16 protein-coding genes and 1 pseudogene are annotated in these 13,211 nt (G+C 75.5%); 12 read left to right on the forward strand and 5 right to left on the reverse strand.

Annotated features, from left to right (window positions below; genetic code table 11):
• Positions 1-28 precede the first annotated feature (28 nt).
• Positions 29-403 carry a DsrE family protein gene (locus tag GA0070606_RS18735; protein WP_091102028.1) on the reverse strand — a complete coding sequence of 125 codons (375 nt, stop codon included), beginning with the start codon at positions 401-403 and terminating at the stop codon, positions 29-31.
• A gap of 12 nt (positions 404-415) precedes the next feature.
• On the opposite strand from GA0070606_RS18735, the gene mtfM reads away from it, so the two are divergent.
• Both mtfM and GA0070606_RS18740 read left to right on the forward strand, forming a co-directional pair.
• The gene (gene mtfM / locus GA0070606_RS33740) at positions 416-520 is read left to right on the forward strand and encodes a small membrane protein MtfM (RefSeq protein ID WP_036376929.1); all 105 of its coding nucleotides are present in this window, start codon (positions 416-418) and stop codon (positions 518-520) included.
• Positions 521-575: 55 nt separating this feature from the next.
• Complete coding sequence (locus GA0070606_RS18740; protein ID WP_091102032.1) at positions 576-1,169, forward strand: heme-binding beta-barrel domain-containing protein; 594 nt, start codon at positions 576-578, stop codon at positions 1,167-1,169.
• A 117-nt stretch (positions 1,170-1,286) separates the two neighbouring features.
• On the opposite strand, the gene GA0070606_RS18745 is transcribed toward GA0070606_RS18740, so the two are convergent.
• Positions 1,287-2,135 (reverse strand): aminotransferase class IV, encoded by an 849-nt coding sequence (locus tag GA0070606_RS18745; RefSeq protein ID WP_091102036.1) that lies wholly within the window; start codon positions 2,133-2,135, stop codon positions 1,287-1,289.
• Positions 2,136-2,312: 177 nt separating this feature from the next.
• Between GA0070606_RS18745 and GA0070606_RS18750 the strand changes: the two genes are divergently transcribed.
• The 4 genes from GA0070606_RS18750 (at position 2,313) to GA0070606_RS18765 (ending at position 5,839) form a co-directional block, all read left to right on the forward strand.
• On the forward strand, positions 2,313-2,741 hold the full coding sequence (locus GA0070606_RS18750; protein WP_091102039.1) for a Fur family transcriptional regulator: 429 nt from the start codon (positions 2,313-2,315) through the stop codon (positions 2,739-2,741).
• Positions 2,738-3,850, forward strand: coding sequence for a CAF17-like 4Fe-4S cluster assembly/insertion protein YgfZ (gene ygfZ, locus GA0070606_RS18755; protein ID WP_091102041.1), 1,113 nt, complete (start codon positions 2,738-2,740; stop codon positions 3,848-3,850). Before GA0070606_RS18750 ends, ygfZ begins: the two co-directional genes overlap by 4 nt.
• Before the next feature lie 92 nt (positions 3,851-3,942).
• Positions 3,943-4,785 carry a beta-keto acid cleavage family enzyme gene (locus tag GA0070606_RS18760; RefSeq protein ID WP_091102045.1) on the forward strand — a complete coding sequence of 281 codons (843 nt, stop codon included), beginning with the start codon at positions 3,943-3,945 and terminating at the stop codon, positions 4,783-4,785.
• 94 nt (positions 4,786-4,879) lie between these two features.
• Positions 4,880-5,839 carry an asparaginase gene (locus GA0070606_RS18765; RefSeq protein ID WP_091102047.1) on the forward strand — a complete coding sequence of 320 codons (960 nt, stop codon included), beginning with the start codon at positions 4,880-4,882 and terminating at the stop codon, positions 5,837-5,839.
• A gap of 21 nt (positions 5,840-5,860) precedes the next feature.
• Here the strand turns inward: GA0070606_RS18765 and GA0070606_RS18770 are convergent, their stop codons facing one another.
• Positions 5,861-6,658, reverse strand: a complete 798-nt coding sequence (locus GA0070606_RS18770; RefSeq protein ID WP_176737361.1) for an alpha/beta fold hydrolase — start codon at positions 6,656-6,658, stop codon at positions 5,861-5,863.
• A 108-nt stretch (positions 6,659-6,766) separates the two neighbouring features.
• Between GA0070606_RS18770 and GA0070606_RS18775 the strand changes: the two genes are divergently transcribed.
• The 4 genes and pseudogenes from GA0070606_RS18775 (at position 6,767) to GA0070606_RS18790 (ending at position 9,495) form a co-directional block, all read left to right on the forward strand.
• The gene (locus tag GA0070606_RS18775; RefSeq protein WP_091102052.1) at positions 6,767-7,399 is read left to right on the forward strand and encodes a helix-turn-helix domain-containing protein; all 633 of its coding nucleotides are present in this window, start codon (positions 6,767-6,769) and stop codon (positions 7,397-7,399) included.
• Positions 7,396-8,226, forward strand: coding sequence for a hypothetical protein (locus tag GA0070606_RS18780; RefSeq protein ID WP_091102056.1), 831 nt, complete (start codon positions 7,396-7,398; stop codon positions 8,224-8,226). The genes GA0070606_RS18775 and GA0070606_RS18780 overlap by 4 nt, the downstream gene beginning before the upstream one ends.
• Positions 8,227-8,297: 71 nt before the next feature.
• The gene (locus tag GA0070606_RS18785; RefSeq protein ID WP_091102059.1) at positions 8,298-8,612 is read left to right on the forward strand and encodes a DUF2516 family protein; all 315 of its coding nucleotides are present in this window, start codon (positions 8,298-8,300) and stop codon (positions 8,610-8,612) included.
• Positions 8,609-9,495, forward strand: a pseudogene (locus GA0070606_RS18790) (alpha/beta fold hydrolase). The gene GA0070606_RS18785 and the pseudogene GA0070606_RS18790 overlap by 4 nt, the downstream one beginning before the upstream one ends.
• A gap of 156 nt (positions 9,496-9,651) precedes the next feature.
• On the opposite strand, the gene GA0070606_RS18795 reads toward GA0070606_RS18790, so the two are convergent.
• Positions 9,652-10,347: a nucleotidyltransferase domain-containing protein gene (locus GA0070606_RS18795; RefSeq protein ID WP_091107885.1), complete on the reverse strand. Its 696-nt coding sequence runs from the start codon at positions 10,345-10,347 to the stop codon at positions 9,652-9,654.
• Between the two features lie 76 nt (positions 10,348-10,423).
• Between GA0070606_RS18795 and GA0070606_RS18800 the strand changes: the two genes are divergently transcribed.
• A complete protein-coding gene (locus GA0070606_RS18800) occupies positions 10,424-11,338 on the forward strand; it encodes an SDR family oxidoreductase (protein WP_091102063.1) in 915 nt (304 codons plus the stop codon).
• On the opposite strand, the gene GA0070606_RS18805 is transcribed toward GA0070606_RS18800, so the two are convergent.
• Positions 11,329-12,333 (reverse strand): helix-turn-helix transcriptional regulator, encoded by a 1,005-nt coding sequence (locus GA0070606_RS18805; protein ID WP_091102066.1) that lies wholly within the window; start codon positions 12,331-12,333, stop codon positions 11,329-11,331. The two genes, GA0070606_RS18800 and GA0070606_RS18805, sit on opposite strands and share 10 nt — an antisense overlap.
• A gap of 85 nt (positions 12,334-12,418) precedes the next feature.
• On the opposite strand from GA0070606_RS18805, the gene GA0070606_RS18810 reads away from it, so the two are divergent.
• Positions 12,419-13,210 carry an EI24 domain-containing protein gene (locus GA0070606_RS18810; RefSeq protein ID WP_091102070.1) on the forward strand — a complete coding sequence of 264 codons (792 nt, stop codon included), beginning with the start codon at positions 12,419-12,421 and terminating at the stop codon, positions 13,208-13,210.
• The last annotated feature ends 1 nt before the right edge of the window (position 13,211 follow it).

The raw sequence follows: 13,211 nt of genomic DNA on the forward strand, positions 1-13,211 counted from the left end.
TGGCGGGCCGGTATCGGGGCGGCGGTCGTCAGTAGACCAGCGCCTGGGTGCCCTCGGCCATCGCCTCCTCGACGAAGACCGCCGCGCCGGCGATGCGCACCCCCGGCAGCACGTCGTCCGGGCCGATGTCCCGCCGGGCGGCGCACTGGGTGCACGCGGTCACCGTGCCGGTGGTGAGGATCACGTGCAGCAGCTCGGCCAGCGGCGCCGAGTGCGGCAGCTCGAACTCCTGCGCCCGGCCCGGCAGCGCGAACCAGGTCGACTCCCCGGTGAGCCAGAGCGACACGTGCACCCCGGCGGCGGCCGCGGTGGCGGCGACGGTGAAGGCCTGGGCGCACCGCTCGGGGGAGTCGGCCCCGGCGGTGGCCTTGACGACGAGAGTGCGGGCCATGGGGCCCAGCATAGGATGGTCGCGATGGTTACCGAGATCGGGTTCGTCAGCCTGCTGGTCGCCGGCCTGGGCGCGCTCGCCGGTGGCCTGGTCTACCTGGCCGTACGCATGTCGAGAGGACGCTGGTGAGCGCGAGGAGTGAGTCGGGTCTGCGAGCCCCGCGGTCGGGAACGAAGGTGGCTCGGTGAGCGACGAGAATCCCCTGCAGCCGCCGCCGTGGCTGAACGCGCCGCCGGTCGACCCGTACCCCTTCGAGGAGAGTCACGACCTGCGGGTGGGCCCGAAGCTGCACCCGTCGCTGGACGGCCTGCTGCCCTACGTCGGGGTGTGGCGCGGCCGTGGCCGGGGCGGCTTCCCCACCATCGAGGACTTCGACTACGCGCAGGAGATCCGGATCAGCCACGACGGCCGGCCGTTCCTGTTCTACGAGTCGCGCGCCTGGATCCTGGACGAGCAGAGCAAGCCGGTCCGTCCCGCGGGGCGTGAGGTCGGCTGGTGGCGGCCGGTGCTGGACGGCGACCGGGTCACCGACGAGCTGGAGGCGCTGATGACCACCCCGACCGGGGTGATGGAGCTGCACATCGGCAGGCGCAAGGGCACCCAGCTGGAGTTCGTGACCGACGCGGTGGTCCGCACGGCCACCGCCAAGGAGGTCACCGCCGGTCACCGCCTCTTCGGCATCGTCGAGGGTGCGCTGCTCTACGCCCAGGAGATGGCCGCCGTCGGCCACGGGCTCTCCCCGCACCTCTCCGCCCGCCTCACCCGCGTGGCCGGCTGACCCGCGCGCTCGCGCCGCCGCGCCCGGAGTGGCGTGACGGCGCCGGGGGCGGGCGGCGCCGCGCACGCCAGGTGCGCGGCGACCAGGGCCGGCCCGACCGGGCCCGGCGGGCGGCGGTCAGGGCAGGGGAAAGCCCAGCAGGTCCCGCAGGGCGGGCGTGCGCGGGCAGCGGCGCAGCGGGACCGCGTCCAGGGTGCGGACCTCCGCCAGGCCCCGGACTGACGAGGTGAGCCAGACCCCGTCGGCGGAGCGCAGCTCGGCCGGGGTGACCAGGCGCTCGTCGGCGCGCAGGCCCAGGGCGTCGGCGTGGGCGAGGAGCCAGGCGGCGGTCACGCCCGGCAGGACACCGGTCTCGGCGGCCGGCACGGTGCAGAGGGTGTCGCCGGCCAGCCAGACCAGGTTGGCCGTCGGCCCCTCCAGGGCGTACCCGTCGGTGGAGACCCAGAGCGCGTCGTCCACCCCGTTGCGGGCGGCCCAGCGGCGGGCGGCGGTGCTCACCGCGTACGAGGTGGACTTGATCCCGGCCGGCAGCCAGTCGAGGGCGGTGCGGGTTCGCGCCGCGACGCCGAGCGGCAGGGTCGCCACGGTGACGCCGTCCCGGCGGGCCGCCCGGGCCGCCGCCGGCACCTCGCCCAGCGTGGCGTAGACGCTCGGCGGGCCGCCGCCCTCCGGGCCCCGGGTGCAGACCAGCCGCAGCGCGCCCTCGACCCCGGCCGGCCAGCCGGCGCTCACGGTCTCCAGCAGGTCGGTCAGCGCGCCGGCCGGGGGCAGCGCGAGTTCGACGGCCGCCGCCGCCCGGGCCAGCCGGGCCAGGTGCGCGTCGCGCAGCCACGGCCGCCCGCCCCGCAGGTGCATCGTCTCGAAGAGCCCGTCGCCGTGCAGCACGCCCCGGTCGTCCCCGCGCAGCACCGGCTCGCCGGGCGGCACCAGCCCGCGCCCCGGCACGGCGATCCTCGACGCCACCATGACCGCCGAGCGTAGCGGCGGACCCGCCGCCGGGCGGCCGACGTGCTGGACGGGCGTCCGGCGCGGCGACCCCGCCGAGGGCGGCCGACCTCGTGGACGGGGCCCGGCGCGGCGGACGACGTGTCTGCGGGCCGTCGAGCCGGCGGCGGGCGCGCCCGGGCGAACTATGATCGGACGGTGTCCGAATCCTCCCTCGCGGAAATGCTCCGCGCCCGTGGGCTGCGGCTGACGGCGCAGCGGCAACTGGTCCTCCAGGCCGTGCTGGACCTGGGGCACGCCACCCCGGAGCAGGTGCACACAGCCGTCCGGGAGGTGGCCGCGGGGGTCAACATCACCACCATCTACCGCACGCTGGAGCTGCTGGAACGGCTCGGCCTGGTCACCCACACCCACCTCTCGCACGGCTCGCCGACCTACCACGCGGGCGGCGAGGACCAGCACGTCCACCTGGTCTGCCGGGAGTGCGGCGCGATCGACGAGATCGATCCGGAGCTGCTGCGCCCGCTGGTCGACCAGTTGGCGCAGCAGCGCGGGTTCCGGGTGGACGTCGGCCACGTCTCCCTCTTCGGCGTCTGCGACCGCTGCGAGAACGGGGACCCTAAATGATCGACATCGCGGGCGCGGTGAGCGTCGAGAGCATCGACGAGGCCAGCCGGGACCAGCCCGAGCCGGCGCACGCGGCGGCGGGCGTGCGGGGGGTGGCCGCGCACTACGGCGACCCGATGCGCGAGCAGCGCACCCTCGACACCGCCGTCGGCCTGGTCGACCGCTCGCACCGGGGCGTCGTCGCCGTGCCGGGCGAGGAGCGGATCGGCTGGCTGCACACGCTCACCACCCAGCACCTGGCGCGGCTCACCGCCGGCCAGGGCACCGAGCTGCTGGTGCTCTCGCCGCACGGGCACGTCGAGCAGCACGCCATGGTGGCCGAGGACGGCGTCACCACCTGGCTCGACACCGAGCCCGGCGCGACCGCCGGCCTGCTGGCGTACCTGGAGCGGATGCGGTTCTTCAGCAAGGTCGAGCCGCGCGACGTGACCGCCGAGCACGCGCTGCTCTCGCTGGTCGGCCCGGAGGCCCCCGCCGCGGTGGAGACGCTCGGCGTCACCGGGCTGGCGGCGCCCGACGTGGTCGCGGTGCCGGGCCCGAAGTTCCGCTCCGGCGAGGTGCCACCCCGGCCCACCGCGCTGTACGACGTGCGGCCGCTGCCCGTCGGCGGCTGGGCGCGCCGGGGGCCGCTGGGCGTGGACCTGCTGGTGCCCCGGGCCGCAATGGAGCAGGTGGTCACCGAGCTGCGGGGCAACGGGGTGCCGGTCGCCGGGCTGTGGGCGTACGAGGCGGTGCGGGTGGCCGCCCGGCGGGCCCGCGTCGGGGTCGACACCGACCACCGGACGATCCCGGCCGAGGTGGACCTGATCGCCCCGGCCGTGCACCTGGACAAGGGCTGCTACCGGGGCCAGGAGACCGTGGCCCGGGTGCACAACATGGGCCGGCCGCCGCGTCGGCTCGTACTGCTGCACCTGGACGGGGTGACCACCGACCAGCCGCCGACCGCCGGCACGCCGGTGATGCTCGACGGCCGGGCGGTCGGCTTCGTCGGCACCGCCGTGCACCACCACGAGCTGGGCCAGGTCGCCCTCGCCGTGGTCAAGCGCAACGTCGCCGACGACGCCCGCCTCCTGGTCGGCGAGACCGCCGCCGCGATCGATCCGGCCTGACCGCCCGTCGGCGAAAGAATCTCTGCTTCGCGGCGTCATGGCCGGAAAAGTTCCGGTCGACTGGCTCGCTGGCCTCGGTCTAGGATCCGGGCATGACGACAGGGACGTTGATCACGGTTGCCCCCACCGGCGCGGAGTCGGCCAAGGCGGAGGTGCCGGCGCTGCCGGTGACGCTCGACGAGCTGCTGCTCACCGCCAAGGAGTGCGAGGCGCTCGGCGCCGCCGTGATCCACGTCCACATCCGCGACGACGAGGCGAGGCCCACCCTGGACCAGGGGCGGCTGCGGGAGACCGTGGCGGCGCTGCGGCAGAACACCGACCTGATCGTGCAGCTCTCCTCCGGCGGCGCGGTCACCGACCCGGAGGCCGACCGCCTCGCCGTGCTCGACGCGGGGCCCGACATGGCCTCCTGCACGATGGGCACGCTCAACTTCGGCGACGACGTCTTCCTCAACCGCTGGGAGTTCATCGTCGACCTGCACACCCGGATGCAGGAACGCGGCATCGTGCCGGAGTACGAGATCTTCGACCTCGGCCACCTGACCGCGTTGCAGCGGCTGCTCGGCAAGTACGGCCTGCCGGCCGGCGGGCACGTGCACGTCGACTTCGTGATGGGCGTGCCGGGCGGCATGCCGGGCACCACGGCGACGCTGGTCGCCGCCCACCAGGCGCTGCGCGACCTGCCCGAGGGCACCACCTTCTCGGCCACCGGCATCGGTCGCAGCACCATCCCGGTCATGCTGGCGTCGCTCTCGGCCGGCGGGCACCTGCGGGTCGGCATGGAGGACACGGTGACCTACGCCAAGGGGCGCCCGGTCGAGTCCAACATGCAGCTCGTGGCCCGGGCGGTCGGCTTCGCCCAGCTCGCCCAGCGGCCGCCGCTGACCACCGTCGAGGCGCGCGAGCTGCTCGGCGTGCCGGCCGCCGGCCGGTAAGCGGCGGCTCCGCCAGCGCCCCTGTACGCCGGGGCGCCGACGTCCTGGTCACCCGCCCGCCGGGGGTGACCGGGCGATCGGTACCGTCCACACCGTGGGAAAGACGTACGAGGGCGGCGTGCCGCTCGCCGAGGTGGTCCGGTCCGGGTTCGTCGAGGGCGTGCACCGGGGCTCGGTGGTGGTGCTCGACGCCGACGGCGCGACGGTGTCCGGCGCCGGGGACGTGACCTCCCCGGTCTTCCCGCGCTCGTCCAACAAGCCGATGCAGGCGGTCGGGATGCTCCGCGCCGGGCTGTCGCTGACCGACCCGGCGGACGTGGCGCTGGTCTCGGCCAGCCACGCCGGGGAGGACTTCCACCTGGCCCGGGTCGGGGCGCTGCTGGCCGGCGCAGGGCTGGACGAGTCCGCGCTGCACTGCCCGCCGGAGCTGCCGGTGGGCGAGGAGGCCCGGGCCGCGGTGCTGCGCGCCGGCGGCGGCCCCACCCGTACGCAGATGAACTGCTCCGGCAAGCACAGCGGGATGCTGCTGACCTGCCTGGCCGCCGGCTGGCCGCTCGACGGCTACTGGCGCCCGGAGCACCCGCTGCAGCAGCGCCTCCGCGACGCGGTCGAGGAGTTCACCGGCGAGCGGGCGGCGGCGGTCGGGGTGGACGGCTGCGGCGCTCCGGTGCTCGCGGTCTCACTGACCGGGCTGGCCGGGGCGTACCTCCGGCTCGTCTCGGCGGAGCCCGGCTCCGTGCCGCGGACGGTGGCCGACGCGATGCGCGCCCACCCGGAGATCGTCGGCGGCACGCAGGCCGACGACACGCGGCTGATGCGCGGCGTCCCCGGGCTGCTCGCCAAGGTGGGCGCCGAGGGGGTCATCGCCGCGGCGGTGCCCGGGGTCGGCGCGGTCGCCCTCAAGATCGACGACGGGGCGGGCCGGGCCCGGATGCCGGTGCTGGTCTCCGCCCTGCGCCGGCTCGGGCTGGACGCCCCGGTCCTGTCGGAGTACGCAGAGGTGCCGCTCTTCGGCGGCGGCCTGCCGGTCGGCGGCGTACGCCCCCTCCGGTGACCGCCGCCGACGCGCCGGGCGTCAGGGGAGGAAGTCCAGCAGGGCGGCGTTGACCGGGGCCGGGCGCTCCAGTGGCAGCAGGTGGGCGGCGTCCGGCACGTCCGGCAGGCGGGTCGCCCCCGGCGCCTCGGCCGCGATCCGGTCGGCGAGCCGGCTGATGTCGGGCACGTCCGCCGCGCCGGCGGTGACCAGGACGGGCATCCGCAGCTCACCGAGGCGCCCGATCGCGGGCGGGTCCAGCTCGGCGACGTCCACCGCGCTGAGGGCCAGCTCGGCGGCGAGCGCCCGCTGGTCCATCTCGCGGGCGAACGCGACCAGCCCGGGGTCGACGTCCTCGGGGCGACGCTCGGGGCCGACGACCCAGAAGCGCACCTCACCGGCGGCGCTCGCGGCGAAGTCCTCCGGGTCGACCTCGCCCACCAGCGTCTCCCAGAGGCCGTTCGCCTCGTCGGACCACTCGTGCCCGGTGACGGCGCTGCCGAGCAGGGCGAGCGCGCTCACCCGGTCGGGATGGGCCAGCGCGGTGTCGACGGCGACCGCGCCGCCGAACGAGCAGCCGACCAGGGCGGCCCGGGGCAGGGCGAGCGCGTCGAGCAGGCCGGCCACGTCGTCGTGGTGGGCGAACGGCGTGGGCGGCAGCTCGGAGTCGCCGTAGCCGCGCAGGTCCAGGGCGATCACCCGGTGCCGTTCGGCCAGCGGGCCGAGCTGTTCCCGCCACATCCGGCGGTCCGCGATGCCCGCGTGCAGCAGGACGACGGGGCTGCCGCTGCCGACCTCGTCGTACGCGAGCCGTGCGCCGTTGACTTCGATCTTGTTCACCGGAGGAACGTACGGACGGCGCAGCGGCCACGCAAGTACGTATGAGACCTTGCTAACTCCGGTTAGCGTTTCGCTTGCAAAAGCTAGCGGCGGTGTTAGCGTCGAGGCATGGCCAATGGCAAGGACCTTCCCGACGTCGGCGGGTTCATTCGCGATCTGCGCCGCAACGCCAAGATCTCGCTCCGGCAGCTCGCCGAGCAGGCGGGGGTCAGCAACCCGTACCTCAGCCAGATCGAGCGCGGCCTGCGCAAGCCGAGCGCGGAGGTGCTCCAGCAGCTCGCCAGCGCGCTGCGGGTCTCCACCCCGGCGATGTACCTGCGCGCCGGCCTGCTCGACGACCGGGAGGGCCAGGGAGTGCTGGCGGCCATCGCGGTCGACCCCGAGCTGACGATGGCGCAGAAGCAGTCCCTCACCCAGATCTACGAGACGTTCCGGCGGGAGAACGCGCGGCTCGCCGAGGCGACCGGGCAGGCCCCCGGCGCCGACACCGAGCCGGGCGGCACGGCGGCCGGACCCGGCGCGACGCCGGCCGCGGGCTCGCCGTCGGCCGCCGAGGCGGCGGACCTGGCCAGCGTCGCCGCGACCGGACCCACCACGCCGGAGGGCACCCCGACCGAGGCGGTCCTCGAGTCGGTGGCCGTCACCGAGGCCGGCCCCGCCCCCGCTCCGACCGACACCCCCGCGAAGAAGGCCGCCGAGGCGGTCCGGAAGGCCGCCGACGCGGCCGAAGAGGAGAAGTGATGACCCAGCCGAAGACCCACCGCATCCCGGCCCCGATCTACGCCGCCGCCGGTGCCGGCGAGCTGGCTCTCGAGCAGCTCCGCAAGCTCCCCGCCGTCGTGAGCGGCCTCGGCACCAAGGTCGTCGCCGACCTGGGCGGCAAGGCCGTCGTCACCGGCGTCGAGCTGCGCCAGAAGGCCAACGAGACGCTGCGTACGGCGAACCTGACCGCCGGCGGCCTGCGGGAGAAGGCGGTCGCGACCGACCTCGACCTCAAGCGCCTCCGCGAAGCCGCCGACCTGCACAAGCTGCGCGAGGCGGCCGACCTGAACAAGCTGCGCGAGGTCGCCGACCTCGACAAGCTGCGCGAGGTCGCCGACCTGGACAAGCTGCGCGAGGCGGCGATCCGCAACGCCGCCGTGGTGGTCGCCGGCGCCCAGGCCGCGCAGGAGCGGGCGCAGGCCGCGTACGTCGCCCTGGTCGCCCGGGGCGAGCGGGTGGTCGGCGCCGGCGTGCTGGAGGCCGCCGAGACCGTGAACGCCGACATCGAGGCCACCGAGGCCGAGACCGAGCCGGCCGCCGCGAAGCCGGCCGCCACCGTGCCGGCCCAGCCGGCCGCCCCGGTCACCGCCGAGGTCCCGACCCCGGCGACCGCCGAGGTCCCGACCCCGGCCGACGTGGCCGAGATCGTCGAGGCCAAGCCGGCCGCCGCGAAGAAGGCGACCCGGGCCCCGCGGGCCACCAAGGCCGCCGCCAAGCCGGCGGCCACCAAGGCCGCCAAGCCGACCGCCACCCCGTCGGCGAAGCTGCCCCGGGCCACCAAGCGGACTCGCCCGGCCGCCGAGTAGTACCGCTGCGCCGGCGACCCCGGAGGCGTCCTGTCGGACGTTTCCGGGGTCGCCGGCATAAGCTTGCCGTCATGGCATACGCCGCGCCGCTCTTCGCCTTCGAAGTCCGCTACGTGATCGAGCTGATCCTGCTCGTCTTCGCGTTGATCGTGCAGGGCGTCGCCCTGGTGCACGCCATCACCCAGCGTTCCGACGCCTTCGCCGCCATCGGCACCCTGCCCAAGGGCGGCTGGATCGCCATCCTGGCCGTCTGCCTGGTGCTGACCCTGCTCGGCTTCGGCCCGATCAGCCTCTTCGGACTGATCGGCATCGCGGCGGGCCTGATCTATCTGCTCGACGTCCGGGTCGGCCTGCGCGACCTCAGTGACGGCAGAGGGCCCTGGTGAGAGGATTCCGCTGGCCGCCCCCGCCGGACGGCGGGCCCCGCACCTGGGGCCCGGGACCGGGCGCCCCGCGCACCGGCCGGCCGGCCCTGCCCGAGCCGGAGACCGAGCTGGTCGCCACGCCGCATGGCGTACGGCTGGAGCAACTCGTCACGGGGGTGGGTGACCCGGTCACGGTGTTCGCCCACGGGCTGGGCAACGGCATCGCCACGACCCGGCCGTTCGGCAGCGGCGTGACCGGTCGCAAGCTCTTCTTCCAGTTCCGGGGCACGGCCGCTCCGACGCGCCGCCCGGCCCGTGGAGCTACCTGGACCTCGCCCGCGACCTGCGCGCGGTCGCCGACCTGGGCGGCGCCACCCGGGCCTTCGGCGCCAGCCTCGGGGCGGGCGCGCTGTGCCGGCTGCTCGCCGAGAGCCCCGAGCGCTTCGAGCGGCTGGTCTTCTTCCTGCCCGCCGTGCTGGACCAGCCGCGCGGCGAGGTCGCCCGGGCCCGGCTGACCGCGCTGTTCGACGCGGTGGAGAGCGGCGACGCGTCCGCGGTCGCCGACGTGGTCCAGGCCGAGCTGCCGCCGGCCGTACGCAACACCCCCGCCGGCTGGGCCTACCTGCGTCAGCGGCTCGACCAACTCCTCCGCGACGGGCTCGCCCCCGGGCTGGCCAGCCTGCCCGAGCAGGCGCCGCTGCGCGACGCCGCGTCGCTGGCCGCGGTCACCGCGCCCGCGCTGGTGATCGGCTGCGTCGGCGACGACCTGCACCCGGCCGAGGTCGCCGAGCAGCTCGCGGCCGCGTTGCCCCGGGCCACCCTGCACGTGTACGACCGGCCCGGCGTCCTCTGGAGCGAACGCGCCGATCTGCGCGGCCGGATATCCGACTTCCTCAACGGGTGACGCGCCCCGACCCGGGCGCCTGATCGCTGCCCGGGATCCGGACAACATCCGGGAAAGAGTGGGCTCCCGCCCCGGCGGAGGGGACTACTTCCGGGAAGTTGCGTGATCGTGGCCGTGCGCGGTCGAGCGCCCGCCGGGTTCCGCACGGCGGCGCGATCAGCGGCCGGTCGACCCGGGCGGCAGGTGGGCGGCGCGGACGTCGAGCAGCCAGCGCTCCACGGTGGCCTCGTCCGGGCGGTCCGGCAGCGGGGAGCGGGTGCGGTCGAAGTCGCGTTCCGCCTCGGCGAGCAGCGCCCGCGCCTCGCTCAGGTCGCCCCCGGCCACCCGCTCGCCGAACGCCCGGAACCATTCCGGGTCGGCGAGCCGGATCTCCAGCACGCCGGTGGCGTACAGCAGGCGGCCCTGGTGCACGAGCCGGGCCAGGTGCCGGGCGTGCTTGGCGGTGCGCCGCCGGGTGTCGGCCGAGAACGTCCCGTCGCCGCGTGACTCCAGCTTGCGGAACTGCTGACCGGCGTAGCCGAGGTAGGCGTCGCGGACGCGCGGCGCGCTGAGGAACGCCGAGCGGATGCCGATCAGCCGGTCGCCGAACTCCGTACGCGTCTCGTAGCAGTCGTCCGGCAGCCAGGCCAGCTCGGTGGCGGTCGGGTTGCCGCCCAATGCGAGCCGGCACCACTTCGCGGCCTCGTGCAGGGTGATGTCCGGGTCGGTGGTCACCACCGACTCGCGGGGCGGGCGCAGACCGTGGAAGGCGACGGTGGGCGCGGCGAAGACGCCGATCCGGTCGACGTCGGAGCCCGCGCCGGCCAGCCCGTACGCCACCGAGCCGACGATGCCGGAGAGCAGCAGGTGCATGCGGGCGAGCATGACGCATCACACCGATGCGCGAAACCGGACTTCGGTTGTCAGGTATCGCTGACAGGCTCGCCGTATGACGAAACCGCTGACAGGCAGGGTTGCGCTCGTCGCCGGGGCGACACGGGGCGCCGGCCGGCAGATCGCCGTCCAGTTGGGCGTGGCCGGCGCCACCGTCTACGCGACCGGTCGCAGCAGCCGGGCCGGCCGCTCCGAGATGGGCCGGCCGGAGACCATCGAGGAGACCGCCGAGCTGGTCACCGAGGCCGGCGGCACCGGTGTCGCCGTCCGGGTCGACCATCTCGTGCCGGAGCAGGTCCGCGACCTGGTGGCCCGGATCGACGCCGAGCAGGGCCGGCTCGACGTGCTGGTGAACGACATCTGGGGCGGCGACCCGCTGACCACCTGGGAGAAGCCGGTCTGGGAGCAGCCGCTGGAGGCCGGCTTCCGCGTCCTGCGGCTGGCGGTCGACACGCACATCGTCACCAGCCACTTCGCGCTGCCGCTGCTGATCCGCCGCCCCGGCGGGCTGGTGATCGAGGTCGGCGACGGCACCAGGGAGTACAACGACACGACCCGCCGGCTCTCGGTCTTCTACGACCTGGCCAAGGTCTCGGTGAACCGGCTCGCCTTCAACTGGGCGCACGAGCTGGCGCCGCACGGATGCACCGCCGTCGCGCTCACCCCGGGTTGGCTGCGTTCGGAGGCGATGCTGGAGCACTTCGGCGTCACCGAGGAGAACTGGCGGGACGCCCTCGACCGGGAACCGCACTTCGCCATCTCCGAGTCGCCCGCCTTCGTCGGGCGGGCGGTGGCCGCCCTGGCCGCCGACGAGGACCGGGCCCGCTGGAACGGGCGGTCCGTGTCCAGCGGCGAGCTGGCCAAGGTGTACGGCTTCACCGACGTCGACGGCAGCCGGCCGGACGCCTGGCGCTACATGGTCGAGGTGCAGGACCCGGGCAGGCCGGCCGACGTCACCGGCTACCGCTGAGCGGAGGCGTCCTGCCCGGCGGGCGGTGTGGCGTAGAGCGTGGCGGACCGCCGGGCGGCGTCGGCCAGCCGCGCCCGCAGCTCGGGCGGGTCGAGCACCTCCACCTCGGGGCCGAGCCCGAGCAACTGCTGGTACGCCACGTCGGCGGACTCGACGGGCAGCCGGAGCACCATCCGGCCCTGCCCGTCGGGCCCGTCGGCGGCGGCGAGCGCCTCGTCGTACACGAAGGGGGCGTCGACCAGGTGCCGGAGCTGGCGCAGGCCGGCGGGGCTCAGCCGGACCGTCACCCGGGCCCGGAGCATGTCCCGCAGGAACGCCTCGGCCTGCTCCCGCCAGTATCCGGCCAGGTCGAAGCCCTCGTCCCGGTCGAACGTCTCCGCGCCGACCTCGACGCCGGTCACCCGGTCCACCCGGTACGTGCGCGTGTCGTCGCCGACCCGGCCGACGAGATACCAGACGCCGTTCTTGAGCACGAGCCCGTACGGCCGCACGGTCCGCGTCACCTCGCGGTCGCCGCGCCGGTAGCGCAGCTCGACCACCCGGTCCCGCCAGACCGCGCCGGCCAGCTCGGTCAGCCACGTCGGCGGCCCCACCTCCCGGAACCAGCCCGGCACGTCCAGGTGGAACCGCTGCCCGGTGCGGGCCGGCGCGTCGCGCAGCGCGGGCGGCAGCGCGGCCAGCACCTTCAGCTCGGCCGAGGCCACCGCGTCGGCGAGCCCCATGTCGCCCGCCGGCCCGCGCAGACCGGCCAGGAACAGCGCCTCCGCCTCGTCCCGGGTCAGCCCGGTCAACCGGGTGCGGTAGCCGCCGACCAGCCGGTACCCGCCGGCGCGCCCCCGGTCGGCGTAGACCGGCACCCCGGCGGCCGAGAGGGCCATGACGTCCCGGTAGACGGTGCGCTCGGAGACCTCCAGTTCCCGCGCCAGCTCCGCCGCGGTCATCGTCTCCCGCGCCTGGAGCAGCAACACCAACGAGATCAACCGGGCCGCCCGCACCCGTCCATCCTGCCGCCCGCCCGCCCGGCCGCCCCCGACCGCCTCCGGGGCCGTCGACCCGACGCGACCACTAGGCTCTGCGGTCGTGAACGCACCCCGTATCGCCGCGCCCGTGACCGGCGTCGTCGGCCGGTTCTTCACCGGCGTGGGCCTGCTTCTGCGCGGCCTCGGCCTCTACGTCCGCAGCCCCGGGCTGATGCTGCTCGGCGTCGTGCCGGCGCTGATCTCCGGCGCGCTCTTCGTGGCCGCGTTCGCCACGCTGGCGTACTTCGTCGACGCCCTGGCCGCGCTGGTGACGCCGTTCGCCGACGACTGGTCGGCCACCTGGCGCAGCCTGGCCCGGGTGGTCGCCGGGCTCGCCCTGCTCGGGCTCGGCGGCCTGCTCTCCGTGGTCAGCTTCACCGCGGTCACCCTGGTCATCGGCGACCCGTTCTACGAGAGGATCTCCGAGCGGGTGGAGGAGCGGCTCGGCGGCACGCCCGGCGCGGTCGACGTGGCGTTCTGGCCGTCGCTGCGACGCAGCATCGCCGACTCGGTACGCCTGGTGGGCCTGTCGATCCTCTTCGGCATCCCGCTCTTCGCCGCCGGCTTCATCCCGGTGGTCGGCCAGACCGTGGTGCCGGTGATCGGTGCGGCGGTGGGCGGCTGGCTGCTCGCCGTGGAACTGGTCGGCGCCCCGTTCTACCGGCGCGGGATGCGCCTGCCGGACCGGCGGGCACAACTCAAGGCGGACCGGCCCGTCACGCTCGGCTTCGGGGTGGCCGTCTTCGTCTGCTTCCTGATCCCGCTCGGCGCGGTGCTGGTCATGCCGGCCGCCGTCGCCGGGGCGACCCTGCTGGCCCGCCGCTCGCTCGGCCAGTCCGTCACGGAGGGCTGAC

It is taken from the genome of Micromonospora citrea (assembly GCF_900090315.1).
GTDB lineage: Bacteria > Actinomycetota > Actinomycetes > Mycobacteriales > Micromonosporaceae > Micromonospora > Micromonospora citrea.